The sequence below is a fragment of the Streptomyces sp. SLBN-8D4 genome, assembly GCF_049739545.1.
GTDB classification, from domain to species: domain Bacteria; phylum Actinomycetota; class Actinomycetes; order Streptomycetales; family Streptomycetaceae; genus Streptomyces; species Streptomyces canus_C.
Window position 1 is genome coordinate 2,924,005 of record NZ_JBMGQC010000001.1, and the last position, 25,980, is coordinate 2,949,984.

Here is a 25,980-nt window from a genome sequence, read left to right on the forward strand (position 1 = left end):
CGATAACCGTGAGCTCCAAGGACCTCAGCCGCACCGCGTACGACCACCTGTGGATGCACTTCACCCGCATGTCCTCGTACGAGAACTCCCCGGTCCCGACCATCGTCCGGGGCGAGGGCACCTACATCTACGACGACAAGGGCAAGCGCTACCTGGACGGTCTCGCGGGCCTGTTCGTGGTCCAGGCCGGCCACGGGCGCGTCGAACTCGCCGAGGCGGCGTTCAAGCAGGCGCAGGAACTGGCGTTCTTCCCGGTGTGGTCCTACGCCCACCCGAAGGCCGTCGAACTCGCGGAACGCCTCGCGCAGCACGCGCCCGGCGACCTCAACAAGGTCTTCTTCACGACCGGTGGCGGCGAGGCGGTCGAGACCGCCTGGAAGCTCGCCAAGCAGTACTTCAAGCTCACCGGCAAGCCGACCAAGTACAAGGTCATCTCCCGCGCGGTCGCCTACCACGGCACCCCGCAGGGCGCCCTGTCCATCACCGGTCTGCCGGCCCTGAAGGCCCCGTTCGAGCCGCTGGTCCCGGGCGCCCACAAGGTCCCGAACACCAACATCTACCGCGCCCCGATCCACGGCGACGACCCCGAGGCGTACGGCCGCTGGGCCGCCGACCAGATCGAGCAGCAGATCCTCTTCGAGGGCCCGGACACCGTCGCCGCGGTCTTCCTGGAGCCGGTCCAGAACGCGGGCGGCTGCTTCCCGCCCCCGCCCGGCTACTTCCAGCGGGTGCGCGAGATCTGCGACCAGTACGACGTGCTGCTGGTCTCCGACGAGGTCATCTGCGCCTTCGGCCGCCTCGGCACCATGTTCGCCTGCGACAAGTTCGACTACGTCCCGGACATGATCACCTGCGCCAAGGGCATGACCTCGGGCTACTCCCCGATCGGCGCCTGCATCATCTCGGACCGGCTGGCCGAGCCGTTCTACAAGGAGGACAACGTCTTCCTGCACGGCTACACCTTCGGCGGCCACCCCGTGTCGGCCGCGGTGGGCCTGGCCAACCTCGACCTGTTCGAGCGCGAGAACCTCAACCAGCACGTCCTGGACAACGAGGGCGCCTTCCGCTCGACCCTGGAGAAGCTGCACGACCTGCCGATCGTCGGCGACGTCCGCGGCAACGGCTTCTTCTACGGCATCGAACTCGTCAAGGACAAGGTGACCAAGGAGTCCTTCGACGACGAGGAGACCGAGCGCGTCCTGTACGGCTTCCTCTCCAAGGCGCTGTACGACAACGGCCTGTACTGCCGTGCCGACGACCGCGGTGACCCGGTCGTCCAGCTCGCCCCGCCGCTGATCTCCGACCAGGGGACCTTCGACGAGATCGAGCAGATCCTGCGCGCGACCCTCACCGAGGCCTGGACCAAGCTCTAGCCCCCGGTGCCGGCCGCGGCTCCGGCCCCCGGCGATTGAGCGGCTCATACGGCCCGGGATGCGTCCGTCCGAGTGACAGGCACGCACCCCGGGCCGTGTGCTGTACGGCGTCCCGCCCCCGCCTCCCTAGCGTGCCTGGTAACCGATCGGCCCTGCTTTCGTTCCCCCGCTCGGGGGATTGCAAGGTACAACGGACCAGAACGAGGTGTACGCCCATGGAGGCCCCGCCGGACAACGATGTGCTCTGGGCACGCTCCCTGCACTTCACCCACCGCGACGGCTCGCCGGCGCTCCAGGGTGTGTCCCTCGGAGTGCGCGAGGGAGAGATCCTCGCCGTCAGCGGGCCGCGCGGCAGCGGCAAGACCGCACTGCTCAGATGCCTGTCGGGACTCACCCCGGCCCAGCGCGGCGAGGTCTGGTTCAACAGCGTGCCCGTGCACACCATGGGCCCGATGACCCGTGAGCGGCTGCGCCGTGACCGCTTCGGCTGGATCGACCCGGCCCCGGTGCTCGTCCCGGAGCTCAACGCCTGGGAGAACGCCGCCCTACCCCTCATGCTCCGCGGCACCGGTCGCCGGCGTGCCAGGACGGCCGCCCTGGAATGGCTGGAGCGCCTCGACATCGGTGACCGGACCCGCTGCCGCCCGCACGAACTGACCCAGTCCGAACGCCAGCGCGTCTGCGTCGCCCGCGCCCTGGCCCCGGCCCCGTCGGTCCTGTTCGCGGACGAACCGACGGCCCCGCTGTACCGGGCGGACCGCGCCCACGTCCTGCGCACGCTCACGACGGCCGCCCGCTCCCACGGCATCACCGTGGTCCTGGCCACGCACGACCCCGACACCGCAGCCCTGGCGGACCGCACGGTCACCCTCCGGGACGGACGCCGGGTGAACACCGTGCACCTGCCCCCGATGGCCGACTCGGAAGGCCGTACCGCGTGCTCGCTCTCCGTCTGACCCGGGGCGCCCGTCCCGCCGTACAGCTGCGCCGCCTCCTGGTGGCCCTCGCCTCGGCGGGCACGGGGTTCCTCCTCCTGTGCACCCTCGGCCACGCGATCAGCCACCCCGAGGACGCGTCGGGCGCCGTCCTGCGCCTGGCGTGGTGCCTGACCCCGCTGGCGGCGACGGTCCACTTCGCCCTGGCGGTCGCCCGCACCGACCCGGGCACCCGTCCCCGCCCCGGTCTCGCGGCGATCGGCCTCGGCCCGGCCCGCCTGATGGCCGTCACGGCCGCGACGACGGCACTGTCGTGCACCCTCGGCTCGATGCTGGCGCTGCTCTTCTTCCTCCATCTGCGGGGCGACCTGACGGGCATGCCCTTCGACGGAGCGGCGGCGGACTTCCTGGCCGCGGACGCCCCCCTCCCGTTGCCGGCGGCCCTGACCCTGCTGGGCCTGGTCCCGGCGATCGCCTCCGTGACGGTGGGACTCGTCCTGCGGCCACGGGACGACAGGCCGGCGGCGGCGAAGAGGGAGGCGCGGTCGTACGGCCGCTTCGGGGCGTACGGCAGGACGGCGGCCGGGGAGCCCTTCGGGGTGTACGGCCGCTTCCGCGCGCGCCGGACGGCGGGAGAGCCCGCCGAGGACCGTAGCGCCGCTGCGGTGGCTCACGAGCCGAAGCGGGTCGGCACCCCGTCGGCTCGGGTCGGCGAGGACATCCCCGCAGGACCGCCCGCCGAGGACGGCCGGACCGACGACCTCGACCCAGCGGTCCTTCCCTCCCCCAAGGAGGCGCCCACGGGACTCCCCTGGGGCGTCGCGGTCCTCGCCGCCGGTCTGGCCGTGGAGGCCTACGCCAACCGTCAGGGCACCACCCCCGCCGCCCCTCTCCCCGGCGGCCTCGCGGGCACCCCCTCCGTCCTCGTCGGCTGGCTCCTGACCGCCGTGGGCCTGGCGATCGCCGGACCCGGTCTCACCCACCTCTGCGGCCGTCTCCTCCAGTCCACCCGGCCAGGGGCCCTCCGCCTCCTCGCCGGAAGGGTCCTCATGGCGGAGGCCACCCGTATCGGCCGCCCGTTGGGCATCGTCTGCGCGGTGGCCTCCGGCGCCTACGCGATGACCACCCTGTACGGCGGCACGGGCCCCGAGGTGGGCCCCCTCACCACCCTGGGCCTGGCCCTCGTGACGAGCTGCACCATCGCCACGCTGCTCACCGCCGCCGTGGAGGCGAAGCACGCGAGGTCGGACACCACGGCCGCGCTCGTCCGCCTCGGCGCCCCCGCGACGATGCTCCGCAGCGCGGCGGCCCTCCGCGCCGGCGCCCTGCTGGCCCTCTTCGGCCCGCTGACCCTGGTCGTGGCCGAGCTGGCGGCGCTCCCGCTGACCGGCTGAAGAAAAAGCCCGCGGCAGCGATGAGTTCCGCCGACCCCGCCCGTCTACCCCCGCGTACAGCACGCACCCGATGGGAGACTCCGATGACCGCGCCTGCCTATCAGCAGATGATCTTCGTCAACCTGCCCGTGAACGACCTCGACGCCTCGAAGAAGTTCTACACGGGGCTCGGCTACACGCTCAACGAACAGTTCAGCGACGACAAAGCGGCCTCCGTCGTGATCAGCGAGACCATCGTCGCGATGCTGCTCACGAAGCCGTTCTACGCGACCTTCACCAAGAAGGAGATCGCGGACCCGACGAAGACCAGCCAGGTGCTGCTCTGCCTGAGCGCCGAGAGCCGCGCGAAGGTGGACGAGCTGGTCGAGAAGGCCGTCGCCGCGGGGGGTACGGCCAACGACGACGTGCAGGACCAGGGATTCATGTACGGCCGTTCCTTCAACGACCTGGACGGCCACGGCTGGGAGGTCGTGTGGATGGACCCGGCGGCGATCCAGGGCTGACCCCCGGGCCGGAATCCGGCGTGCGAGCATGGGCGGGTGCAGACGAGCCCCGCCCACGCGGCACACCACGACGACCGTGAGATCGAGACGCTGGAGGAGTTCGACGCGGTCGTACCGGCCCGCGGCACCCTCACCGGCTTCCGGGTCCAGTCCGTCGATCTGACGGACCGGACACGAGAGTTGCTGGCCACCGACACCTCGGGCGCCGTGTTCCTCGGCTGCCCGATGCGGGAGAGCGCCGCGGAGAAGCTCCGCGCGGACGGCGCGCTGGTCTTCCCGCCCGTCCCGCACCTGCCCTTCGATCCGTACCGCGGACTGCTGTACTCCCCCGACGAGTTGTTCGACGGGCTGGAGAAGGGCTACGAGCAGACTCCCGACGCCCTGGCCTACGCCTGGTTCCAGCGGACCAGGGCCGACGGCGACATATACGCGTCGGCGCTCCGCGCCCTGCACGACGACGCCGTCTCCGACGCCCTCGACGAACTCCTGCGCGGCGCACGGGTCGTGGGCGTGATGGGCGGCCACGCGATGGCCCGCGGGACACGCGAATACGCCGGTGCCGCCCGTCTCGGCCGCGAACTGGCCCGCGCCGGGTTCACCGTGGCCACCGGCGGCGGTCCGGGCGCGATGGAGGCGGCCAACCTCGGCGCCTACGCGGCCCCCTTCGAGGACGCCGTGCTCGACGAGGCGTGCGAGCTCCTCGCCAAGGCACCGTCGTTCACGCCCTCGATCACCGACTGGGCGCGCGCCGCCTTCGAGATCCGCGCCCGCCGGCCCCGCGGCGGCCTCTCCGTCGGCATCCCGACCTGGTTCTACGGGCACGAGCCGCCGAACGCCTTCGCCTCGCACATCGCCAAGTACTTCGCCAACGCCACCCGCGAGGACGGTCTGCTCGCCCGCTCGAACGCGGGCGTGGTCTTCCTGCCGGGCGCCGCAGGCACCGTGCAGGAGATCTTCGACAACGCGACGCCCAACTACTACGAGTCGCGCGGCGAACCCACGCCGATGGTCCTCGTCGACCGCGTCCACTGGACGGAGAAGCTGCCCACCTGGCCGCTGCTCCAGGCCCTCGCGCGGGAGCGGTCGATGGAGTCCCGTATCGCCCTGGTTGACCGGATCGAGGACGCTCCGGCGGCGCTGAAACGTCTCGCCATGTAATAAGAAGGTAAATCCAGCGGTTGCAGGGCGCCCACACGTTGACACTTCTTATGCAGCGCTTATAGACCTGTGAGACTCGTGGGGATGGTGATGACACATCACCATCCTTTCCACCCCCCGCATTTGCGCACCCCGTGAAGGATGAACGTGGCATTCACGCCCATATCCCGCCGCACCTCCCGCGCCGCGCGCTTCCTCGGCGTCGCCGCCGCCTCGACCGCGATCGTGCTCGGCGCCTCCAGCAACGCCCTTGCCTGCAACATCAAGGAGTTCTCCGCCGAAGCCAAGTGCGACGGCGAAAAGGGCATCATCACCGTCACTGACGTGGACAAGTCCGGTGTCGAGGCCACTGTCTCGGTGTACCTGCAGAACAACGGCGCCGACGCCAAGAAGGTCGGCGAGCAGACGGTGAAGGGCTCCAAGAAGGGCACCACCATCACCTTCGAGGAGGACTGGGCGCCCAACGCCGAGTACCGCATCCACGTCGAGGCCCTGCCCTACATCAAGGGCGAGGACATCACGCCCAACCTGACCACCTCGGCGACCGCCTGCAAGACCGAGGACACGCCGACCCCGACGCCCACGCCCCCTCCGTCGGACTCCGCCAGCACTCCGGCCGAGGAGTCCCCGACCCCGACCCCGTCGGCCTCCGAGGGCACCACCGCTCCGGCGACCGTCGAGAGCAACGCCCCGTCGCCCGCGGCCGGCGACTCCAACCTCGCCGAGACCGGTGCGAACTCCAACACCGGCCTGATCGCGGGGATCGCCATCGCCCTGGTCGCCCTCGGTGGCGGCGCGGTGTTCTTCGGCCTGCGCCGTCGTGGCGCCGGCAGCCGCTGACGCCGTAGCCGACCGACCGTTGTGGCCCGTCCCCGGTGGGGGCGGGCCACAGCCACGACCTCCCCGAACGTGGCCCGCTCCAGCCAGAAGTCCAGCAGCTCCCGCTCCCCGAGCACTTCCAACTCCGGGCTGTCCAGGGGCAGTCGACGGTAGAAGGCGAGCAGCACGGCGGTCAGCGGGCCGCGCAGCGCGACGGTCGCCCTCTCGTGCCCGGGCCGCCGGACAATGACGTCCTCGGTGAGCTCGACCACCGTCCCCCACGTTCCGTCGGTGGCGTGCAGGTGGATGCTGCGGCCGGGGCCGCGCAGCTCCCTCGCCGCGTCGTGCGGCATGGTCCGCTGTACGAACTCGACGATCTGGAGCCACTCGTCGATCGCGTCGGCGGCGATGTCCGCAGCGACCTCGTACGGCTGCCCGGCGGCGAGCGTGGCGTCGGCGCGGTGGATCGTTAGTTCGTGGGTCATCCGGCGGGCCCAGAAACCCGAGGTCGGAATCCCGGCCCAGGACCACACCTCGGCGTCCGGGCCGGCCTCCCGGAGCGTGGCGACGAGCAGGTCGCCGGTCTCGGCGAGCCACGCGTCGAGATCGGCCGCGTCCCCGGGCCCCTCCCCCAAGGGCACCCGGTCCTCGGGCACCGCCTCCCGTGCCCGGGTCCGCACCATCGACTCCGCCCAGCGCAGGGCGCCCCCGGTGTGCCGCACCAGCCGCTCCAGCGACCAGTCCGGGCAGGTGGGCACGGTGGCGGACAGGTCGGCCCCGGAGGTCACCACGGTCCTCAGCAGGCCGACCTGGTGGGCGATCTCGTCGCAGTAGCGGTCGTGCGGGAGCAGGGTCATGCCCCGCACTGTAGGTCTGTCCCCGTCAGCCCAGCACGACAATTTCGGCCGCGTCGAACTCCACCCCTACCGCGTCCCCGACCTCCGGAGCCTCGCGCAGCGCACACGCGGCCTCCAACCGCGGCCCGTCACCTTCCGAGGGGTGCAGTTGTACGGCGACATGTGTGCCCTTGAAGGTGCGTGCGGCGACCGTGCAGCGCAGCCCCTCCTCGGCTGCCACGAGCCGTACTCCCGCGGGCCGCACCAGCACGCTCCGGGGCCCCTGGGCGGCTCCCGGAGGCACCGGCACCTTGCCCCACGCGGTGTCCGCCGCCTCGCCGGTCACCGTCCCGTCGACCACGTTCTCGAAGCCGAGGAAGCGGGCCACGAACTCGTCCGCCGGACGCTGCCACACCTCAAGAGGCGTGCCGGACTGGGCGATCCGTCCGTCCCGCATCACCACGACCCGGTCGGCGAGCGCGAAGGCCTCGCCCTGGTCGTGGGTGACCGCGAGCACGGTGGTGCCCAACCGCCCGAACAGCTCCCGCAGTTCGACGACCAGCCGCTCCCGCAGCGAACGGTCCAGCTGCCCGAGCGGTTCGTCGAGCATCAGCAGCCGGGGCCGCGGGGCGAGCGCCCGGGCCAGCGCGACCCGCTGCTGCTCACCGCCGGAGAGCGCGGCCACCGCCCGCCGGCCGGCTCCCGGAAGGCCGACGAGGTCGAGCAACTCCCGCACCCGCTCGTCCTGTTGACCCTTGCCGGCCCCGTGCATCCGCAACCCGAAGGCCACGTTGGCGCCCACGTCCCGCTGCGGGAACAGCTGATGGTCCTGGAACATCAGCCCGACCCCGCGTCGGTGCGCGGGCACCCCGCCCTGGTCGTGTCCGTCGAGCAACACCCGCCCGGCGTCGAGGGGTTGGAGTCCGGCAACCGCCCGCAGCAGGGTCGACTTCCCACTGCCACTGGGCCCGAGCACGCACACGATCTCGTGCTCGGCGACCTCGAGACCGACCCCGTCGAGCACGGCCCGGCCGCCGAACCGAACCGTCGCGTCCTGGAGGCTCAGCAGCATCAGAACTCCCCGGTCCGGTCGGTCCGCAGCCGTTCAAGGATCAGCAGCGCCACCGCGCACACCACCATCAGGATCGTCGAAAGGGCCATTGCCTGGCCGTAGTTGAGGTCGCCGGCCCGGCCGAGCAGCCGGGCCACGGCGACCGGCAGCGTCGGGTTGTCGGGCCGTGCGATGAACACGGTCGCCCCGAACTCGCCCAGCGACACGGCGAAGGCGAAGCCCGCCGCGATCAGCAACGCCCGCCGCACCATGGGCAGATCGATCTCCCGCCACACCCGCCACGGCGAGGCCCCGAGCACGGCCGCGGCCTCCCGCAGCCGGTGGTCCACGGCCCGCAGCACGGGCAGCATGGTCCGCACGACGAACGGCACCCCGACCAGCGCCTGCGCGAGCGGCACCAGGATCCAGGACTGCCTCAGGTCCAGCGGCGGCTCGTCGAGGGAGATCAGGAACCCGAAGCCCACGGTCACCGCGGACACCCCGAGGGGCAGCATCAGCAGCGCGTCGAAGCCCCGCACGAACCGCCCCGCGTCCCGCCGTGTCAACGCGGTCGCCGCGAGCCCCCCGACCACCACCGCGATGGCGGTCGCGGCGAGGGCGTACTCCAGCGAGTTCCCGACCGCCTCGATCGGCGCGACGAGGAAGACCCCGCCGTCGGAGCGGGTCAGCGCCCGGTAGTAGCCGAAGTCGGGGGCGTCGAGCGAACGCTGCACCAGCACGGCGAGCGGCAGGAACAGCAGGACGGCGATGCTGCCGACGACCCCGGCCAGCAGCCCCCACTCCCCCGCGCCGCGCGGGCGCCGGGCGGTCATGGACGCGTCCACGAGCCGCAGCGCGGTCTCCCGGCGCCGTACGGTCCAGGCGTGCAGGGCGAGGACCGCGCCCACCGCGACGAACTGGATCAGCGTCAGCACGGCGGCGGTGGAGAGGTCGAAGATCTCGGAGGTCTGGCGGTAGATCTCCACCTCAAGGGTCGAGAAGGTCGGACCGCCGAGGATCTGCACGACGCCGAAGGAGGTGAAGGTGAAGAGGAAGACCATCAGCGCGGCGGCCGCCACGGCGGGCGCGAGCGCGGGCAGCGTGACGGTCCGCCAGGCGGCGAGCCGGGAAGCGCCCAGCATTCGCGCGGCCTCCTCCTGACGCGGGTCCAGCTGGGCCCACAGTCCGCCGACGGTCCGTACGACCACCGCGTAGTTGAAGAAGACGTGCGCCAGCAGGATCGCCCACACGGTGGTGTCCAGCCGTACGCCCCACCACTCGTCCAGCAGGCCGCCCCGGCCGACGAGCGCCAGGAAGGCCGTACCGACCACGACGGTCGGCAGCACGAAGGGGACGGTGACCACGGCCCGCAGGACCTGCTTGCCGGGGAAGTCGAAGCGCGCGAAGACATACGCGCCGGGGAGTGCGACCAGGAGCGTGAGCGCGGTGGAGACGAGCGCCTGCCAGGTCGTGAACCACAGGACGTGCCGGATGTCCGGCTGCGCGAGGACGTCGGTGATCCTGCCGAACTGCCAGGTCCCGCCGGTCTTGAGTCCGCGCGTGACGATCGCGGCGACGGGATAGGCGAAGAAGACGGCGAAGAACGCGACGGGCACGGCCACAAGACCGAGCCGGGCCGCCGCGTTCCTGAAGCCCTGGCGGGGCCTTACTTCAGTACGAGCGAGGTCCATGACTTGACCCAGTCGTCACGGTTGTCGGCGATCTTCGCCGGGTCCATGGTCTCGGGATCCTTGGCCTGCGGGCCGTACTCGGTGAACTCGGCCGGCACCTGGGCGCCGTCCACGACCGGGTAGACGAACATGTTGAGCGGCATGTCCTGCTGGAACTCCTTGGTGAGCAGGAAGTCCAGGAACGCCTTGCCGCCCTTGGTGTTCTTGGCGTTGCTCAGCAGCCCGGCGTACTCGGTCTGCCGGAAGCAGGTGCCCTGCGCGACCCCGGTGGGGGCGGTCTTCGGCTTCGGATCGGCGTAGATCACCTCGGCGGGCGGCGAGGAGGCGTACGACACGACGAGCGGCCGGTCGGCCTTGGCCTTCTTGCCGCCGGCCGACCCGGAGAACTCCTCGTTGTAGGCCTGCTCCCAGCCGTCGACGACCTTGACGCCGTTGGCCTTGAGCTTCTTCCAGTACCCCTGCCAGCCGTCGTCCCCGTACTTCGCGGCGGACCCGAGGAGGAACCCGAGGCCCGGCGAGGAGGTGGAGGCGTTCTCGGTGACGAGGAGGTTCTTGTAGGCGGGCTTGACCAGATCGTCGTACGACGTCGGCGGCTGGAGCTTGTGCGCGGTGAACCAGGCCTTGTCGTAGTTGACGCAGATGTCGCCGCTGTCGATGGGCGTGACCCGGTGCTTGCCCTGGTCGACCCGGTACTCGGCCTTGATCCGGTCGGCGCCCTTCGCCTCGTACGACTGGAAGAGCCCGTTGTCGAGCGCGCGGGAGAGCAGGGTGTTGTCGACGCCGAAGAAGACGTCGCCCTGCGGGTTGTCCTTGGTGAGGATGGCCTTGTTGACGGCCTGCCCGGCGTCGCCGTCCTCCAGGACCTTGACCTTGTAGCCGGACTTCTTCTCGAAGTCGGCGAGGACGCTCTTGGAGACGGCCCAGGAGTCGTGGCTGACGAGGGTGACGGTCTTGGACTCGGAGCCGGAGCCGCCGCCGTCGGAGGATCCGCACGCGGACAGCGTGACCAGGCCGAGGCCGACGACGGCAGCGAAAAACTTCTTGTTGTTCACGGTGATGACCGAACTTCCTACCCAGAATGACCTGGGCGAGGTTCAGAGGGTCTGCGGCCCGATTGCCGCACTCTCAGCGCTGTTGCGCTCCCCTGTCGGATATGAAGATGTACGTACGGCCGTCAGACTACCGCTCGGTGGCCGCGAGCTGGCCACAGGCCCCGTCGATCTCCTGTCCACGGGTGTCCCGGACGGTCACCGGCACACCATGGGCGGCGATGGCCTCGACGAACGCCTTCTCGTCCTCGGGCCGGGAGGCGGTCCACTTGGACCCGGGGGTCGGGTTCAGCGGGATGAGGTTGACGTGGACGGGCTTGCCCTTGAGCAGCCGTCCGAGCCGGTCGCCCCGCCATGCCTGGTCGTTGATGTCCCGGATCAGCGCGTACTCGATGGACAGCCGACGCCCGCTCTTCTCGACGTACTCGAACCCGGCGTCGAGGACCTCGCGCACCTTCCACCGGGTGTTCACGGGGACCAGGGTGTCGCGCAGCTCGTCGTCCGGCGCGTGCAGGGAGATCGCGAGCCGGCACTTGAAGCCCTCGTCGGAGAACCGGTGAATGGCCGGCACGAGTCCCACGGTCGACACGGTGATGCCCCGCTGCGACAGCCCGAGCCCGTCGGGAGCGGGATCGGTGAGCGCGCGAATGGACTGCGTCACCCGCTTGTAGTTGGCGAGCGGTTCGCCCATCCCCATGAAGACGATGTTGGAGAGCCGCGCGGGCCCGCCCGGCACCTCCCCGTCCCGCAGCGCCCGCATCCCGTCCACGATCTGATGGACGATCTCGGCGGTGGACAGATTGCGATCGAGCCCCGCCTGGCCGGTGGCGCAGAACGGACAGTTCATCCCGCACCCGGCCTGCGAGCTGATGCACATGGTCACCCGGTCCGGGTACCGCATCAGCACCGACTCCACGAGCGTCCCGTCGAACAGCCGCCACAGCGTCTTGCGCGTGGTCCCCTGGTCGGTCGACAGATGCCGTACGACGGTCATGAGCTCGGGAAGCAACGCCTCCTGGAGCTTGCCGCGCGCCCCGGCCGGGATGTCCGTCCACTCCGCGGGGTCGTGCGCGTACCGCGCGAAGTAGTGCTGCGAGAGCTGCTTGGCACGAAACGGCTTCTCCCCGATCCCGGCCACGACCTCTTTGCGTTCGGCGGGCGTGAGATCGGCGAGATGCCGCGGCGGCTTCTTGGCTCCGCGGGGGGCGACGAAAGTGAGTTCTCCGGGTGCAGGCATAACCCTTCCAGTGTGGCAGATCATCAGCGGGGGCCCAGGCCGGAGCGGGGTGGGGGTGGTCACCTGTGGGTGCCGTCTGTCGGCGTTGGTCGGCTTAGGACGGCCCGGGCAAGGCCCAGGACTCAGTCAGCCATCGGCCGACCCTGCCCGGGCAGCGACGCCATCACCCGTCATTCCACCTGCACTGGAGCGACCGGGAGAATGCTTTCGTGCAGCCCAGGTACTCCTCGGTCGCCAAGTCCTCGTCGACATGGAACAGGGCTTCCGTTGGCGGGCAATCGGGCTCGGTCCAGTGGCCTCGGCCTGTCCGCGTACCGGAACGGATACGAGTACGTCTCTTACGGCTTCACCCAGCCGGCGCGCCGTCTCCGCCAGGTTCTCGCGCACCACGCCCGCAAGCGCGAGACCGTGCGGACTCCGCTTCTTCAGACCCGCAGCGAGGTGCGCGGCATGAGCCTTCCCGTGCGCCTTGGCCAGGTGCACCGGAACCGCGACAGCAAGCGCGCCGGCATGCCGCCCGACCCTCCCCCAGGTCACGCCACTGAACTGTGTGACACGTACACGAAGGGCGCACAAGGGGCGATCCGGCCAGGACGTGGCTCCGCAGCGGAGGTCTCGGCTGCCGGCGACATCGAGATGCATGCAGACGGCCCTGCTCCGCTGGCAGCCTCCTTCTCGCACTGGTGAGCTCAGAGCAGTAGCTGTTGCCTTCGACCGAGAGCGGTTGTCCCCATGGCGATCATCATCACGTTTGACTTTCCGGGCACTACTCAGGCCCAGTACGAGCAGGTCACCAACAAGATGACCGAGGGGCGCGGTCTTGAGAAGGCCTCGGACTGGCCGGTAGCGGGTCTGATCTCCCACGCCACCGGCCCCAGCCCGACCGGCTGGTTCGTGACGGATGTGTGGGAGTCCGAGGAGGCGTTTCGGCAGTTCGGCGCGGAGCTTGCCCCTCTGCTGCGGGAAGCCGGGATCCCCGAAACGGAACCCAAGATCTACCAGGCGTTCAAAGTGGTGATGGGCTAGCACTGGACCATCTCGGGCCTGCCTGGCGCTGAGTGCCGTGCCGTGCCGCGGTTCCCCGTGTGCCCCCGACTACGCCTTGTCGTCTCGCTCCAAGATCAGGCTGATCGATCCGTCCTCGAGATTGATGCCACCCTCAAGATGTTCGTGGTAGCCGCCTCGGAGCTCCGGATCAGCAAGACCAGTGAGTCGCTCTGCGAGATCCCGCAGTCCGGCTGCGTTGCCTGCAATGGTGATTTCGGTGGCTGAGCCATACACCTTGATCCGAGGTTCATCCATGGCGCCACGCTACCGCCCGGCCCAGAACCCGTGCTCGGCTGCGTCGGTCCGCCCGCCCGCTGCCTCCACCGCCGCGGCCGTGCCCTGGCTCCCGCCCCAGGTGCGTGCGGTCCGCGATGCACCGCCCGAGCCTTACCGAGCCATGGTTCGTGTCCCACTCAGGTCAAGCTGATCCGTGGCATCGCCGTCTTCGCGCCGCCCAAGGGCAACAAGGCACATCACGAGTCACCCGCCAGTGGCAATCACCCTGCCGTGGATGAGGCCGGACGGGCCGCTCACCGAGCGCCGCCTGATCTTCACCAACACGGCCGACGGGATCGTCCGGCGGAGCAATCGCGGAATCCATGTCCTCCGACCCGGCAATGACGCTACGGGTGTACGCCCACCGGGTTCCGGAGTCGCGTTCAGAAGATCCACACGCCCAGGGCGGCGACCGCCGCGCCGACGACCACGAAGCACCCGCCCGTGAGGGTGACCGGGAGTACCTGTCCGCGGCGGCGCGAGGGCTCCAGGCCGCGCCAGGTGCTGATCGCCGCGTACAGGCCGATGAGAGCGATCGCACAGCCGATGGCGAGGGCGAGGAAGCCGAAGAAGCCGGACCAGGAGGAGGAGTGGTCGGGATTCGGGGTGAACACGGCCGCGAGGGCCGTTCCGCCGAGGAGGCTCACTTGTCGTTCTCGTCCTTCGTCAGGTCCTGGATATCGGCCTCGATACCGGAGGCGGCGGCGTAGACGCCGGTGTTGAGGGTGGTGCCCACGGTGTTCTTGAACGCTCCGTCCGCGAGCCTGCCCTGCTCGCTGAGGTGTTCCCCACCGAGGCTGCCGTGCTCCTCCAGGGCGTGGTTGACCCCGTGGTTCTGAGCGTTTCCGGCGGCCCCGGCGACCGCGTTGGTCAGCGCGTCCTGGCCCATGGTCGACGCGTCCTGGCCGTTCGCGTAGTCGGCTGTCAGACCACCCGCCACGTTGCCGAACGCACCGTTGACCGCGGTGCCGAGCAGACCCTCCCCGCGCAGGAGATCTCCGGCCACCCCGGTGAGACGGGCCCCGACGGCGCCGGCTCCCGCGGTGAACCCCGCCGTACCGCCCGCGAGCAGCGCGCCGTTCCTGAGGTCGGCGCCGACGGTCACCGGCTGCCCGTTCACGGCCTGGGTCACCATGATGCTTCCCGAGTCCGCCACGAAGTTCGTCGTGAAGCTCTCCAGCCCCGTCTTGGCGAAGGTCGCGGCGACCCTGGCCACGGCCGTGAGCATCCGCTCCAGCGTGGCGACGGTCTCCGCGCTGAGCCCCGAGAACCGTTCCAGGAGGCCCGTCACCCGCTCCGCCGCCGCCGTGAAGAGCCGGACCAGGTCCACGATCCTGGCCACCCGCGCCGCCACCGCCGTGTTCGCGACGAGGTCGGAGATGAAACCCGTGAAGAACGACAGCGCGACCCCGGCGATCTCCATCTCGGCGATCTCGACGCAGATGTCGATGATCTCCTTGTTGATCCCGTCGATCTCGTCGGCGTAGGACCGCAGGCCATCGGCGACACGGTGGAAGTTGGCGGCGACGTCCTGGACGACCTTCCTCTGCTCGCCCCAGTGCTTCTCGAAGGCGTCCCGGGCGGCCCCGTGCCAGCCCTGCTTGTCGACCCCGGCGATCGCGGAGTCCATGGCCCGTACGACATCCGTCAGTTCGGTGCCCATGGCATCCCAGGAACGGGCGATGGCCCGGAGGGTGTCGCCGTCGCCGCCGGGGAGTTCCACACCGGCGGCCTGGAGGATCTCCAGGACCTTGCCGTCGATCCAGTCGTTGATGCTCACGGACGGCGGCCCGAGGCCGCGGAGCGCACATAGCCGAGGGCCGTCCGATCCGAGTCCGCGTAGTGGGTGGCGTTCAGCCGCAGCCGGTCGCAGTCGCCCCTGAGCACGTCCGGCAGATGTCCGAGCGCTTTGACGGTGTTCTCCAACAGCTGCCGGTACTTCTCCGACGCACCGTCACAGGCCCCCAGCAGCCCGAATGCCTGCCCGATCTCCGCCGCGCTGCCAGAGAACGTCCCGACGGGCCCGGCGAGCCCCGTCGCCTCCCGGTCGAACCGGCCCGCCAGATCCGTCAATGTCTCGGGGTCCACCCCGAACTGCTCGCTCATCCCGCTCCCCCGTTCGAAAACCGACGCGACGGTCAGCATCCCGGACGAGATTCCGCGGAAGCGGCTCCTTTTACGTATGCGAAGCAAGGCCTGACACACAATTTGCGCCGCCCTGGGCTCCGCCTTGCCTACAACGACAGGCCTCCACCATGTCTGCTGTGACGAAACGCAAAGGGGCGGCAGCCGTCGCTGCCGCCCCTCGCTCACCGTCGAACGTCAGCCGCTGCCCACGAACAGCACCAGCAGCAGCCACACCACCGGTGCCGTCGGCAACAGGGAGTCCAGGCGGTCCATGATGCCGCCGTGGCCCGGCAGCAGCGTGCCCATGTCCTTGATGCCGAGGTCCCGCTTGATCATCGACTCGCCGAGGTCACCCAGCGTCGCGCTGGCCGCGACCGCGAGCCCGAGCAGCAGGCCCTGCCACCAGACGCCGTCGTCGATCAGGAACTCCATGCACAGCGCGCCCGCGGCCATCGCGAACGCCACCGCTCCGGCCAGGCCCTCGCGGGTCTTGCCGGGGCTGATGCGCGGCGCGAGCTTGTGGGTGCCGAAGCGCCAGCCGACCGCGTACGCGCCGGTGTCGCTGACGACTGTCAGGAGCAGGAAGGTCAGGACGCGTGCCGCCCCGTCCTCGGCCGCCAGCATCATCGCGACGAACGTGGCCAGGAACGGGACGTAGAACGCCGCGAAGACGCCCGCCGTGACGTCCTTGAGGTAGCCCTCCGGCGGTTCCGTCATCCGCCAGACGAGGACCGCGAGTGCCGTGAGCGCCATGGCGACCCAGGCACCCTCCGCGCCCCGGACGTACCCCGAGACGACCATCGCGGCCCCGCCGAGCGCCAGCGGCACGAGCGGCGCCTTGATGCCCTTGCGCTCCTCCAGCCGCTTCGTCAGCTCCCACAGCCCGACCACGACGGCGACCGCTATCACGCCGACGAACGCGGCCTTGACGAAGAACAGCGACGCGATGATCACCGCGCCGAGCCCGACGCCGACCCCTATGGCCGCACCCAGGTCCCGCCCCGCGCTCTTCTTCTGCGGCGCGGGCGCCGGCTGCGAGGAGTCGGGCATGGGCTCCGGATTCTGCTTCTGCGGCGCCGCCGGGTGGGGCTGCGCCGATGCGGTCTCTTCACGGAACGTCTCGTCCCGGAACGTGTCGTCCCGGAACAGGGGACCACTCAGCCGAGCGGCCCCCCGGTCGTCATCCTGGTCGTCGCCGTACCGGGGCACAGCGGGTCCGTCGGGCACGATGGGCATGGGGCGAGTGTGCTGCGCGTCATGCGCATCGTACGCGGGACCCGCCGGGGCAGCCCCCTGGACAGGCCCCTGGTCGGACGGCCCCCAGTACCCGGTGTGAGGCGGCGTCGCCCAGGAAGAGTCGTTCATCAGACCTCGAGAAGCTCCGCTTCCTTGTGCTTGAGGAGCTCGTCCACCTGGGCGACGTACTTGTGCGTCGCGTCGTCGAGCTCCTTCTCCGCACGGCGGCCCTCGTCCTCGCCGACCTCCCCGTCCTTGACGAGCTTGTCGATCGAGTCCTTGGCCTTGCGGCGGACGGAGCGGATGGACACCCGGGAGTCCTCGGCCTTGGCCTTGGCGACCTTGATGTAGTCGCGGCGGCGCTCCTCGGTGAGCTCGGGGAACACCACGCGGATGATGTTGCCGTCGTTGCTCGGGTTGACGCCCAGATCGGAATCGCGGATCGCCTGTTCGATGTTGCGCAGGGCGGTCTTGTCGAACGGGGTCACCACGGCCATGCGCGGCTCCGGAACGGAGAACGAAGCCAGCTGGTTGATCGGCGTCGGCGCACCGTAGTAGTCGGCCACGATCTTGTTGAACATCGCCGGGTGCGCACGCCCGGTGCGGATCGCGGCGAAGTCCTCCTTGGCGACCACGACGGCCTTCTCCATCTTCTCCTCGGCCTCGAGGAGGGTCTCTTCGATCACCACTTGCTCCTGCGTGTCTTGAGTAGGCCCGGCTGCTGTTCCATCTGCCTGGGGGCGGCGGCCGGCTGCGTCGCGTCTTCTTCCTGCACGGTTCCCGACCGGCAGGACATTGTCCATCCCCCGGTCAGGGACCGGGTCCGTCCCCGGGTCAGTCCCGGCTGCCCTGCTCACCCACAAGCGTGCCGATCTTCTCACCCTTGACGGCTCGGGCGATATTTCCCTCCGCCAGGAGTTCGAACACCAGGATCGGGAGCTTGTTGTCGCGGCACAGCGTGACCGCCGTGGCGTCGGCGACCTTCAGGTCACGGGTGATGACCTCGCCGTATCCGAGGGAGTCGAACTTGACCGCGTCGGGGTTGGTCTTCGGGTCGGAGTCGTAGACCCCGTCCACGCCGTTCTTGCCCATGAGCAGCGCCTCGGCGTCGATCTCCAGGGCGCGCTGCGCGGCGGTGGTGTCGGTGGAGAAGTACGGCATGCCCATACCGGCGCCGAAGATGACGACGCGGCCCTTCTCCAGGTGGCGCACGGCACGCAGCGGGATGTACGGCTCGGCCACCTGGCCCATGGTGATGGCGGTCTGCACCCGGCTGTCGATGCCCTCCTTCTCCAGGAAGTCCTGGAGGGCGAGGCAGTTCATCACGGTGCCCAGCATGCCCATGTAGTCCGAGCGGGCACGGTCCATGCCGCGCTGCTGGAGTTCGGCACCACGGAAGAAGTTGCCGCCGCCGATGACGACGGCGATCTCGGCGCCGTCCCGGACGACGGCGGCGATCTCACGAGCGATCTTGTGCACCACGTCGGGGTCCACACCCAGGCCCCCGCCACCGGCGAACGCCTCTCCGGACAGCTTCAGCAGAAACCGGCCGCGTACTTTGCCGTCGTCGCTCTTCTGGGCCTTGGTGGTCATGGGATCCCGCCTCTTTCACCTGTCGCACATACGAAGAAGGCCACTGCCGGTGGGAACTGGTTCGCATCCCATGCGCGGCAATGGCCTCCTCGTCAGATCTGCTGTCGTCCGCCACGCGCGTGCGTGGCGGCGTACCGGACGACTGCTGACGACCCTATCGGGCCCGCGCGTCGCTCGCGGTACGGACTCAGATGCCGACCTTGATGCGCGTGAAGCGCTTCAGGGTGACACCGGCCTCGTCCAGAACCTTCTGGACCGACTTCTTGTTGTCGAGCGCGTACGGCTGACCGAGCAGCGTGGCGTCCTTGAAGAAGCCGTTGAGGCGACCCTCGACGATCTTCGGCAGGGCGGCCTCGGGCTTGCCCTCGGCGCGGGTGGTCTCCTCGGCGACGCGGCGCTCGGACTCGACGACCTCGGCCGGCACGTCCTCCTTGGAGAGGTACTTCGGCGCGAAGGCGGCGATGTGCTGGGCGACACCGCGGGCGACCTCGGCGTTCGGCTTGTCCAGCTCGACGAGGACACCGATCTGCGGGGGCAGGTCGGGCATCGTGCGGTGCATGTACGCGGTCACGAAGCCGTCACCGAACTGCGCGAAGCGGTCCAGGACGATCTTCTCGCCGAGGTTGGCGTTGGCCTCGTCCACGAACGCCTGGACGGTCTTGCCGGCCTCGATCTCGGAGGCGAGCAGGGCCTCCAGGTCGGCCGGGGAGGTCGCGGCGACGTGCTCGGCGATCTGGTTGGCGACGGCCTGGAACTTCTCGCCCTTGGCGACGAAGTCCGTCTCGCACTTCAGCTCGACGAGGACGCCGGAGGAGTTGTCGTCGGCGATGATCGAGACCACGGCGCCGTTCTCGGCGGAGCGGCCCTCGCGCTTGGCGACGCCCTTCTGGCCCTTGATCCGGAGCGCCTCGACGGCCTTCTCGACGTCGCCCGCGGCCTCGTCCAGCGCCTTCTTGCAGTCCATCATGCCGGCGCCCGTGAGCTCACGGAGCTTCTTGACGTCGGCGGCGGTGTAGTTCGCCATGAGTCTGTGAATCTTTCTCGAAGTCTGGAAGATCGAAGATCTACGGGGTCTACGGCCCCCATACAGCCAGGGGCCGCCGACTCTCCGCCGACCTACGGGTGAACGGCGGGAGCGGAGTTCACCGCGCCGGAGGCGCTGATGAATGCGGTTCCGCTCCCGCCGTCACCCCTGACGCTGACGGGTCAGGCCTGCTCGGCGTCCGCGGCCGGAGCGGCCTCGGCGGGAGCCTCGGCAGCCGGAGCCGCCTCAGCCTCGGGGGCCTCAGCCTCGGCAGCGGGGGCCTCAGCGGCCGGAGCCTCGGCAGCAGGAGCCTCGGCGGCCTCCGCGGCGGGAGCCTCCTCGGCCTTCTTCTCGCCGCCCTCGAGCAGGTCGCGCTCCCACTCGGCGAGCGGCTCGCCCGCGGCCTTCTCGCCCTTGTCACCGGTGGCGACGCGCGAGCGGCTGATGAGGCCCTCGGCGACGGCGTCGGCGATCACGCGGGTGAGCAGGGTGACGGAGCGGATCGCGTCGTCGTTGCCCGGGATCTTGTAGTCGACCTCGTCGGGGTCGCAGTTGGTGTCGAGGATGGCGACGACCGGGATGTTGAGCTTCCGGGCCTCGCCGACCGCGATGTGCTCCTTCTTGGTGTCCACGATCCAGACGGCGCTGGGCACCTTGGACATCTCGCGGATACCACCGAGGGTCTTCTCCAGCTTGGCCTTCTCGCGCGAGAGCACGAGAAGCTCCTTCTTGGTCAGACCGGAAGCGGCGACGTCCTCGAAGTCGATCTGCTCGAGCTCCTTGAGGCGCTGCAGACGCTTGTAGACGGTCGAGAAGTTGGTGAGCATGCCGCCCAGCCAGCGCTGGTTGACGTAGGGCATGCCGACGCGGGTGGCCTGCTCGGCGATGGCCTCCTGCGCCTGCTTCTTCGTGCCGACGAACATGACCGTGCCGCCGTGGGCGACGGTCTCCTTGACGAACTCGTAGGCGCGGTCGATGTACGACAGCGACTGGAGCAGGTCGATGATGTAGATGCCGTTGCGCTCCGTGAAGATGAAGCGCTTCATCTTCGGGTTCCAACGACGGGTCTGGTGACCGAAGTGGACGCCGCTTTCCAGCAGCTCCCGCATCGTGACGACGGCCATGGCCGTTCTCCTTGGTGTTCTCGGTTGTACCGCGGGTACCGGAGGGCACCCGCGCCTGACGCCCGCGACGCGCCTTGCCGCAAAGGACCGAGAGGCGCTGACACCGACCGCGTGACGGCGTGGTGTCGGGGCGTGCGAAGTCGACCCGGTGACCCGGATCGCCAGAAGAAGTGTACGGGACCGGCGGGGTACCGGGTGACGCCGCTGTCCACAACCCGGGAGTAGTCCACAGGGACCGGTCACGACCGTGGCGGGTGCGGGACGGTTTCCGCATGCGAGCGAAGCGATGCGGACGATGCGGTACGTGGCTGGTGCTGGGGTTTCTGCTGTTCCTGACGGCACCGGCACCCGCGCCTGAGCAGGCCGCCCTGACGCCGACGGCCACGATCACGGACGCCTCGGTGCCGGGGGTCGGGCGCACCTGGCCCGTGGGCACCCGGCCGACGGTCCTGCGCGGCTGGGAACCACCGGCGACGGTGTACGGCCGCGGACACCGGGGCGTGGACCTGGCGGCACCTGCCGGCACCCCGGTGCGGGCGGTAGCGGCGGGCCGGGTGTCCTTCGCGGGCCGGGTGGCGGGCAAGGCGGTCGTCTCGGTGGAACTGACGGGCACAGACCTTCGCACGACCTACGAACCGGTGACGGCGTCGGTGCAGAAGGGCGACGAGGTGGCGGCGGGCGAGGTGGTGGGGGTGGTGGAGCCGACGGGCTCCCACTGCCCGACCACGTGTGTGCATTGGGGTCTGCTGAGAGGCGAGACCTACCTGGACCCTCTGGCTTTGCTTCCGCCATGGCTGCTACGGAGAGGCCCGTCCAGGTTGCTCCCCGTCCTGGGGGTGCCCGTACCGACGTAGTCTCCGTACCGTTCAAGAGGCGTTCGGCTGCACGCGCCCAAGGGGCCGCGGGGAACTGCGCGCCCAGCCACCACGGACCCGCACCGGACAGCCGCCCTCACACCTGGCAGGCCGACAGCGCACTTCAGCCGCGCACGCCCCGCAGCACCATGGAGACCGCGGCCTCGGTGATCACCGAAGGCTCCTCCGCCGCCCCCAGCTCGATCCGCCGCACCGCCGCGTCCACCACTCCCTGCACCAGCATCGCCGCCAGCCGAGGCTGCTCGTGCCCCATCTCCGCGAGCGCCTCGACGATCATCGCGACCAGTCCGCCGTGTGCCGCGCGGATCTTCTCCCGGGCCCCCGCGTCCAGCTCGCTCGCGGAGATGGCGACGACGGCCCGATGCCGCCGGTCCCCCACCAACGTCAGCTGCCGTCGCACATACGCCTCGACCTTGGCCTGCGCCCCCTCCGCGGCGGCCATCGCCTGCGAGACCTCCGCCGCCCACACGGGGAAGTCGACCTCGCACAGCTCCTCGACCACGGCGGCCCGTGACCGGAAGTACTCGTACACGGACGACCGCGCGAGCCCCGTCCGCTCGGCGAGAGCCGGGAAGGTCAGCGCCTCCGTCCCGCCCTCGGACAGCAGAGAGCGAGCCGCGTCCAGCAGGGCGGCTCGCTGCATCGACCGGTGCTCGGCCACGGAGGCCGCTCGAATCCTTGGCACGTCAACCACTGTACGGACGCACCACTGCGGACGGGAGTCACTCCGCCCGAGCCGCCCTCACCGGAGGGCCGCCAGGCCGGGTCAGCGACCGAAACTGGCCAGCTTCGCCCGCAGTTGCAGCACCGACTTGGTGTGGATCTGGCTGACCCTGCTCTCGGTCACTCCCAGCACGTTCCCGATCTCGGCGAGCGTGAGCCCCTCGTAGTAGTACAGAGTGACCACGGTCTTCTCCCGCTCGGGCAGCGTGTTGATGGCCCGTGCGAGGAACCGTCTGAGCTCCCGGTCCTCGGCGACCTCCACGGGGTTGTCGGCGGCGGGGTCCTCCAGCGTGTCCATGAAGCTCAGCCCGTCGCCGCCCTCGCCGCCGACGTGCAGCAGCTCCTCCAGGGCCACGACGTTGGCCAGCGACAACTGGCTGAAGACGGCATGGAGATCGTCGACCGCGATTCCCAGCTCGCCGGCGACCTCCCCCTCCGTGGGCGTCCGTCGCAGCCGCGCCTCCAGCGTCGCGTACGCCCGCTCGACGTTGCGCGCCTTCTGCCGCACGGACCGCGGGATCCAGTCCAGTGCCCGCAGTTCGTCGATCATCGCGCCGCGGATCCGGGTGATCGCGTACGTCTCGAACTTGATCTCCCGGTCGACGTCGAACTTCTCGATCGCGTCGATGAGCCCGAAGACGCCCGAGGACACGAAGTCCGCCTGCTCGACGTTGGGCGGCAGACCGACGCTCACCCGTCCGGCGACGTACTTCACGAGCGGTGAGTAGTGCAGGATCAGCTGCTCGCGCAGCCGCTCGTCCCCCGTCGTCTTGTACGACCGCCACAGTTCGTCGAGCGTCGAGGGAGCGGGCGGCCGCACGCTGCCACCGTCACGGGCGGCTGGGGGGATGGCCGCCCGGTCGGACCCGGAAGTGTGCTGGGGCATGCGTCGCCTTGTGCCGTTCTGCCGTGAAGTACGCGATGTACGTGATGTGCGTCGGAATCCCCGTGAGCGTAGCGTGACTGAGGAGTCGCAGTGCGCAAACAGCGGGCTCGGATTCACCCCCGGATGCGTTCCGTGGACCTCTCCCGCGAGCCGCGGCCGTCGCCCTGTGTGATCAACGGAACACCCCAACTGCGGTAATTTCCAAGGGCTTCGGGGTTCCCCCGGACGGCCGAACACGCTCCGTCAACACAGGGTGTGGCCACCCTGGACGGAGATCATCGCCTGGCGTGTCAACTTCCAGCCGTCGCCGTGTCGTTCGACGTAACCAAGTGCACGGAGTTCGTACAGTCTCGCGACGGCGTCGTCCCGCGTCGTCTGCGCACCCCGCGCGATCTCGTCCACGCCCGCCTCCCGCCGCCCGGGCAGCGCCGACAGGACTTTTCGTGCCTCCGGGTCCAGCAGATCGCGCGGCAGCACCGGTCCGCGCCGGTCGGGGGCCAGCTCCCCCATGTCGCCGATCAGCTCCACGACTTCCGCGGCGTCCGTGACCAGCGTGGCGCCCCCGCGCAGCAGCTCGTGCACCCCGGCGGACAGGCTGCTGGTGGCCGGCCCGGGCACCCCCATCGTGTGACGGCCCAACCGCTGTGCCGCACGCGCGGTGACCAGTGAGCCGCTGCGGTGGGCGGCCTCGACGACCACGGTGCCCCGGGTGAGGGCGGCGATCACCCTGTTGCGCAGCACGAATCTGCTGGGCGTCGGATGATCGCCGGGCGGCAACTCCCCGATCACCAGGCCCTGTTCCGCGATTCTAGTGATCAACTGGGCGTGTCCGCGCGGATAGGGCCGGTCGACCCCGCAGGCCAGCACGGCGACGGTGGCGCCGCCGGCGCCGAGGGCACCGCGATGGGCGGCACCGTCGACCCCGTAGGCCCCGCCCGACACGACGACCCACCCGAGCTCGGCGAGCCCGGTGCCGAGGGTGGCCGCCATGTGGGCGCCGTACTCGGTACAGGCACGGGCTCCGACGAGGGCGACGGACCTGAGCGCCCACATCCGAAGGCTGGGCCGCCCCCGCACCCACAGTCCGATCGGCCGGGCGTCCCCGAGGCCGTCGAGCTGTCCCGGCCACTCGGCTCCCCCGGGCACGACGAACCGGGCACCGGCCTCGTACGCGACAGCGAGATCCCGGCGCGGCTCCGCCACCTCGGCCCGGGCCCGCATCCCACCCCAGCGCTTCTCGCTCACCCCGGGCAGCGGCTCCCCGTCCCCGCGCAACCGCGCGGCCACCTCCCGTACGCCCCGCTCCCGGATCCACCGCCCGCCGACCTCGTCACCGGGCTCGACGACGCGAGCGAGCAGGACACGGTCGAGCAGTTCGTCGTCGGGTTCGTCGCCGGTCATGTCAGCGCCCCGATGGCCATCGGTACGCCCCGGGGTACTCCGGTGCGCAGTTGCAGCGCCAGGGCGACGTCCGTCGCGTCCGGGCGGTCGTGTCCGACGAGGTCCGCGACGGTCCAGGCGACGCGCAGGACGCGGTCGAGGCCTCGGGCGGACAGGACGCCCCGCTCCAGATTGCGTTCGGCCTCGTCCATGGCCCCGGACACGGCTTGCCAGCGGCTGCGAAGCTCGCGTCCGGGCACCTCGCTGTTGGTGCGCCACGGGGTGCCGGCGAGGCGCGTCGCCGCGCGTACCCGTGCGGCCCGCACCCGGTCCGCGACCACGGCGGTCGACTCGCCCCGGGCGCCCCGGCCGGCGAGCTGGTCGCGCGTGACGCGGTCCACCTGCACCCGCAGGTCGACCCGGTCGAGCAGCGGCCCGGAGAGCCGGGCCTGGTAGCGGCGGACGGCCGAGGGCGGGCACTCGCAGAAGTCGTCGGTCTGCGAGAAGCGACCGCAGGGGCACGGGTTGGCCGCGAGCACCATCAGGAACCGCGCCGGGAACCGTACGACACCCGCGCTGCGCGCGATCACGACGTGTCCCGCCTCCAGTGGCTGCCGCAGCGCGTCGAGGGCCTGGGTGTTGAACTCGGGTGTCTCGTCCAGGAAGAGGACACCGCGATGAGACAGGGACACCGCCCCGGGACGGGCGATGCCTGGCCCTCCGCCGACGAGTGCCTGCATGGTGGCCGAGTGGTGCGGGGCGCAGTAGGGGGCGACGTCGATCAGGGGCTTGCCCGGTGGCAGCAGACCGGCCACCGAGTGCACCGCCGTCACCTCGAGCGACTCCTCCCGGGCCAGCCGGGGCAGCACCGCGGGCAGCCGCTCGGCGAGCATCGTCTTGCCCGCTCCCGGCGGCCCCTCCAGGAACAGGTGATGGCCACCGGCCGCCGCGACCTCCACGGCCGTACGCGCCGAGGTCTGACCGACGACGTCGGCCAGGTCGTGTCCGTGGTCCTGCTGTGCGGCTCCCGCGCTGTGCATGCCGGTGGCGGCACCCGTGCCCGGCACGCGCAGGCCGGCCAGCAGCGGGTCGGGGCGGCCCGGCTCGCGCGGTTCCTCGTCGGGCACCGGTTCGTCCGCGAGGACCGCGATCAGCTGCCGCAGACTGCGTACGCCCAGCACGGAGACACCGGGCACCAGCGAGGCCTCGGCCGCGGCGCACTCCGGGACGACGACCTGTTCGTAGCCGGCGTCCGCGGCGGCCAGCACCGCGGGCAGGATGCCCCGGACCGGACGAACCCGGCCGTCCAGGCCCAGCTCGCCGATCATCACGATGTCTGCGAGGACGCGCGGGTCGATCCGCTCGGCGGCCCCCAGCACCGCACACGCGACAGCGAGGTCGAACCCCGAACCCGCCTTCGGCACCGACGCCGGGCTGAGTCCCACCGTGAGTTTCTTCTGGGGCCATTCACCGCCCGAGTTCACGACGGCCGCCCGAACCCGGTCCCGGCTCTCCGTCAGACTCTTGTCCGGCAGCCCCACCAGCGTGAAGGCCGCGACGCCGGGCTCCAGGTCGGCCTGAACCTCTACCACGACCCCTTCGACGCCCACCAGCGCCACCGAGCACGTGCGAGCGAAACCCAT

At 70.5% G+C, this 25,980-nt stretch carries 25 protein-coding genes and 1 pseudogene; 8 read left to right on the forward strand and 18 right to left on the reverse strand.

What is annotated here, in order from left to right:
• The first annotated feature begins 8 nt into the window (after positions 1 to 8).
• The 6 genes from RKD20_RS12715 to RKD20_RS12740 all read left to right on the forward strand — a co-directional run bounded on the left by RKD20_RS12715 (position 9) and on the right by RKD20_RS12740 (position 6,203).
• On the forward strand, positions 9 to 1,373 hold the full coding sequence (locus RKD20_RS12715; RefSeq protein ID WP_424877836.1) for an aspartate aminotransferase family protein: 1,365 nt from the start codon (positions 9 to 11) through the stop codon (positions 1,371 to 1,373).
• 215 nt (positions 1,374 to 1,588) lie between these two features.
• Positions 1,589 to 2,329, forward strand: coding sequence for an ABC transporter ATP-binding protein (locus RKD20_RS12720; RefSeq protein ID WP_424877837.1), 741 nt, complete (start codon positions 1,589 to 1,591; stop codon positions 2,327 to 2,329).
• A complete protein-coding gene (locus RKD20_RS12725; protein ID WP_424877838.1) occupies positions 2,311 to 3,702 on the forward strand; it encodes a hypothetical protein in 1,392 nt (463 codons plus the stop codon). The genes RKD20_RS12720 and RKD20_RS12725 overlap by 19 nt, the downstream gene beginning before the upstream one ends.
• Positions 3,703 to 3,785: 83 nt before the next feature.
• Positions 3,786 to 4,205, forward strand: coding sequence for a VOC family protein (locus tag RKD20_RS12730; protein WP_424877839.1), 420 nt, complete (start codon positions 3,786 to 3,788; stop codon positions 4,203 to 4,205).
• Positions 4,206 to 4,241: 36 nt separating this feature from the next.
• The gene (locus tag RKD20_RS12735) at positions 4,242 to 5,363 is read left to right on the forward strand and encodes an LOG family protein (protein WP_424877840.1); all 1,122 of its coding nucleotides are present in this window, start codon (positions 4,242 to 4,244) and stop codon (positions 5,361 to 5,363) included.
• Positions 5,364 to 5,504: 141 nt separating this feature from the next.
• Positions 5,505 to 6,203, forward strand: a complete 699-nt coding sequence (locus RKD20_RS12740) for an LAETG motif-containing sortase-dependent surface protein (RefSeq protein ID WP_424877841.1) — start codon at positions 5,505 to 5,507, stop codon at positions 6,201 to 6,203.
• Between the two features lie 62 nt (positions 6,204 to 6,265).
• On the opposite strand, the pseudogene RKD20_RS12745 reads toward RKD20_RS12740, so the two are convergent.
• From RKD20_RS12745 to rlmN, 5 genes and pseudogenes are all read right to left on the reverse strand, one after another.
• Positions 6,266 to 7,039: pseudogene (locus RKD20_RS12745) on the reverse strand (maleylpyruvate isomerase family mycothiol-dependent enzyme); the annotation flags it as partial.
• Between the two features lie 25 nt (positions 7,040 to 7,064).
• Positions 7,065 to 8,090, reverse strand: a complete 1,026-nt coding sequence (locus RKD20_RS12750; RefSeq protein ID WP_424877842.1) for an ABC transporter ATP-binding protein — start codon at positions 8,088 to 8,090, stop codon at positions 7,065 to 7,067.
• Positions 8,090 to 9,760: an ABC transporter permease gene (locus RKD20_RS12755; RefSeq protein ID WP_424877843.1), complete on the reverse strand. Its 1,671-nt coding sequence runs from the start codon at positions 9,758 to 9,760 to the stop codon at positions 8,090 to 8,092. Before RKD20_RS12755 ends, RKD20_RS12750 begins: the two co-directional genes overlap by 1 nt.
• Positions 9,736 to 10,812: a thiamine ABC transporter substrate-binding protein gene (locus RKD20_RS12760; protein WP_424877844.1), complete on the reverse strand. Its 1,077-nt coding sequence runs from the start codon at positions 10,810 to 10,812 to the stop codon at positions 9,736 to 9,738. Before RKD20_RS12760 ends, RKD20_RS12755 begins: the two co-directional genes overlap by 25 nt.
• 127 nt (positions 10,813 to 10,939) lie before the next feature.
• Positions 10,940 to 12,046 carry a 23S rRNA (adenine(2503)-C(2))-methyltransferase RlmN gene (gene rlmN / locus RKD20_RS12765; RefSeq protein WP_020120953.1) on the reverse strand — a complete coding sequence of 369 codons (1,107 nt, stop codon included), beginning with the start codon at positions 12,044 to 12,046 and terminating at the stop codon, positions 10,940 to 10,942.
• 732 nt (positions 12,047 to 12,778) lie between these two features.
• Here rlmN and RKD20_RS12770 point away from each other — a divergent pair.
• Positions 12,779 to 13,072: a hypothetical protein gene (locus RKD20_RS12770; RefSeq protein ID WP_424877845.1), complete on the forward strand. Its 294-nt coding sequence runs from the start codon at positions 12,779 to 12,781 to the stop codon at positions 13,070 to 13,072.
• 69 nt (positions 13,073 to 13,141) lie between these two features.
• Here the strand turns inward: RKD20_RS12770 and RKD20_RS12775 are convergent, their stop codons facing one another.
• The 9 genes from RKD20_RS12775 to rpsB form a co-directional block, all read right to left on the reverse strand.
• Positions 13,142 to 13,348: an Imm32 family immunity protein gene (locus RKD20_RS12775; RefSeq protein WP_424877846.1), complete on the reverse strand. Its 207-nt coding sequence runs from the start codon at positions 13,346 to 13,348 to the stop codon at positions 13,142 to 13,144.
• A 404-nt stretch (positions 13,349 to 13,752) separates the two neighbouring features.
• Positions 13,753 to 14,016, reverse strand: a complete 264-nt coding sequence (locus RKD20_RS12780; RefSeq protein ID WP_424877847.1) for a hypothetical protein — start codon at positions 14,014 to 14,016, stop codon at positions 13,753 to 13,755.
• The gene (locus tag RKD20_RS12785) at positions 14,013 to 15,149 is read right to left on the reverse strand and encodes a WXG100 family type VII secretion target (RefSeq protein WP_424877848.1); all 1,137 of its coding nucleotides are present in this window, start codon (positions 15,147 to 15,149) and stop codon (positions 14,013 to 14,015) included. The genes RKD20_RS12780 and RKD20_RS12785 overlap by 4 nt, the downstream gene beginning before the upstream one ends.
• The gene (locus RKD20_RS12790) at positions 15,146 to 15,475 is read right to left on the reverse strand and encodes an ESX-1 secretion-associated protein (RefSeq protein WP_424877849.1); all 330 of its coding nucleotides are present in this window, start codon (positions 15,473 to 15,475) and stop codon (positions 15,146 to 15,148) included. The genes RKD20_RS12785 and RKD20_RS12790 overlap by 4 nt, the downstream gene beginning before the upstream one ends.
• 216 nt (positions 15,476 to 15,691) lie before the next feature.
• A complete protein-coding gene (locus RKD20_RS12795; RefSeq protein WP_424877850.1) occupies positions 15,692 to 16,861 on the reverse strand; it encodes a phosphatidate cytidylyltransferase in 1,170 nt (389 codons plus the stop codon).
• Positions 16,861 to 17,418, reverse strand: a complete 558-nt coding sequence (gene frr / locus RKD20_RS12800) for a ribosome recycling factor (protein WP_020120962.1) — start codon at positions 17,416 to 17,418, stop codon at positions 16,861 to 16,863. The genes RKD20_RS12795 and frr overlap by 1 nt, the downstream gene beginning before the upstream one ends.
• 148 nt (positions 17,419 to 17,566) lie before the next feature.
• The gene (pyrH, locus tag RKD20_RS12805; RefSeq protein WP_020120963.1) at positions 17,567 to 18,325 is read right to left on the reverse strand and encodes a UMP kinase; all 759 of its coding nucleotides are present in this window, start codon (positions 18,323 to 18,325) and stop codon (positions 17,567 to 17,569) included.
• A gap of 187 nt (positions 18,326 to 18,512) precedes the next feature.
• Positions 18,513 to 19,349 (reverse strand): translation elongation factor Ts, encoded by an 837-nt coding sequence (gene tsf, locus RKD20_RS12810; RefSeq protein WP_424877851.1) that lies wholly within the window; start codon positions 19,347 to 19,349, stop codon positions 18,513 to 18,515.
• A 182-nt stretch (positions 19,350 to 19,531) separates the two neighbouring features.
• Positions 19,532 to 20,473, reverse strand: coding sequence for a 30S ribosomal protein S2 (gene rpsB, locus RKD20_RS12815; protein ID WP_424877852.1), 942 nt, complete (start codon positions 20,471 to 20,473; stop codon positions 19,532 to 19,534).
• Positions 20,474 to 20,745: 272 nt separating this feature from the next.
• Between rpsB and RKD20_RS12820 the strand changes: the two genes are divergently transcribed.
• Positions 20,746 to 21,327, forward strand: a complete 582-nt coding sequence (locus tag RKD20_RS12820; protein ID WP_424877853.1) for a M23 family metallopeptidase — start codon at positions 20,746 to 20,748, stop codon at positions 21,325 to 21,327.
• A gap of 124 nt (positions 21,328 to 21,451) precedes the next feature.
• On the opposite strand, the gene RKD20_RS12825 is transcribed toward RKD20_RS12820, so the two are convergent.
• The 4 genes from RKD20_RS12825 to RKD20_RS12840 form a co-directional block, all read right to left on the reverse strand.
• Entirely contained in the window at positions 21,452 to 22,009 is a 558-nt protein-coding gene (locus tag RKD20_RS12825) for a TetR/AcrR family transcriptional regulator (RefSeq protein ID WP_424883207.1), read from the reverse strand.
• 105 nt (positions 22,010 to 22,114) lie between these two features.
• Complete coding sequence (gene whiG, locus RKD20_RS12830; RefSeq protein ID WP_424877854.1) at positions 22,115 to 22,957, reverse strand: RNA polymerase sigma factor WhiG; 843 nt, start codon at positions 22,955 to 22,957, stop codon at positions 22,115 to 22,117.
• Between the two features lie 243 nt (positions 22,958 to 23,200).
• Positions 23,201 to 24,358 (reverse strand): DNA-processing protein DprA, encoded by a 1,158-nt coding sequence (gene dprA, locus RKD20_RS12835; RefSeq protein ID WP_424877855.1) that lies wholly within the window; start codon positions 24,356 to 24,358, stop codon positions 23,201 to 23,203.
• Complete coding sequence (locus tag RKD20_RS12840) at positions 24,355 to 25,980, reverse strand: YifB family Mg chelatase-like AAA ATPase (protein WP_424877856.1); 1,626 nt, start codon at positions 25,978 to 25,980, stop codon at positions 24,355 to 24,357. Before RKD20_RS12840 ends, dprA begins: the two co-directional genes overlap by 4 nt.

What these genes read in the sequence shown, in the direction of transcription:
- rlmN (WP_020120953.1), bottom strand. Translation starts at nt 12,046, where the DNA reads ATGCCTGCACCCGGAGAACTCACTTTCGTCGCCCCCCGCGGAGCCAAG.
- RKD20_RS12790 (WP_424877849.1), bottom strand. Translation starts at nt 15,475, where the DNA reads ATGAGCGAGCAGTTCGGGGTGGACCCCGAGACATTGACGGATCTGGCG.
- RKD20_RS12755 (WP_424877843.1), bottom strand. Translation starts at nt 9,760, where the DNA reads ATGGACCTCGCTCGTACTGAAGTAAGGCCCCGCCAGGGCTTCAGGAAC.
- RKD20_RS12820 (WP_424877853.1), top strand. Translation starts at nt 20,746, where the DNA reads ATGCGAGCGAAGCGATGCGGACGATGCGGTACGTGGCTGGTGCTGGGG.
- tsf (WP_424877851.1), bottom strand. Translation starts at nt 19,349, where the DNA reads ATGGCGAACTACACCGCCGCCGACGTCAAGAAGCTCCGTGAGCTCACG.
- RKD20_RS12770 (WP_424877845.1), top strand. Translation starts at nt 12,779, where the DNA reads ATGGCGATCATCATCACGTTTGACTTTCCGGGCACTACTCAGGCCCAG.
- dprA (WP_424877855.1), bottom strand. Translation starts at nt 24,358, where the DNA reads ATGACCGGCGACGAACCCGACGACGAACTGCTCGACCGTGTCCTGCTC.
- RKD20_RS12740 (WP_424877841.1), top strand. Translation starts at nt 5,505, where the DNA reads ATGAACGTGGCATTCACGCCCATATCCCGCCGCACCTCCCGCGCCGCG.
- rpsB (WP_424877852.1), bottom strand. Translation starts at nt 20,473, where the DNA reads ATGGCCGTCGTCACGATGCGGGAGCTGCTGGAAAGCGGCGTCCACTTC.
- RKD20_RS12720 (WP_424877837.1), top strand. Translation starts at nt 1,589, where the DNA reads ATGGAGGCCCCGCCGGACAACGATGTGCTCTGGGCACGCTCCCTGCAC.
- RKD20_RS12840 (WP_424877856.1), bottom strand. Translation starts at nt 25,980, where the DNA reads ATGGGTTTCGCTCGCACGTGCTCGGTGGCGCTGGTGGGCGTCGAAGGG.
- pyrH (WP_020120963.1), bottom strand. Translation starts at nt 18,325, where the DNA reads ATGACCACCAAGGCCCAGAAGAGCGACGACGGCAAAGTACGCGGCCGG.
- RKD20_RS12775 (WP_424877846.1), bottom strand. Translation starts at nt 13,348, where the DNA reads ATGGATGAACCTCGGATCAAGGTGTATGGCTCAGCCACCGAAATCACC.
- RKD20_RS12750 (WP_424877842.1), bottom strand. Translation starts at nt 8,090, where the DNA reads ATGCTGCTGAGCCTCCAGGACGCGACGGTTCGGTTCGGCGGCCGGGCC.
- RKD20_RS12795 (WP_424877850.1), bottom strand. Translation starts at nt 16,861, where the DNA reads ATGAACGACTCTTCCTGGGCGACGCCGCCTCACACCGGGTACTGGGGG.
- RKD20_RS12730 (WP_424877839.1), top strand. Translation starts at nt 3,786, where the DNA reads ATGACCGCGCCTGCCTATCAGCAGATGATCTTCGTCAACCTGCCCGTG.
- whiG (WP_424877854.1), bottom strand. Translation starts at nt 22,957, where the DNA reads ATGCCCCAGCACACTTCCGGGTCCGACCGGGCGGCCATCCCCCCAGCC.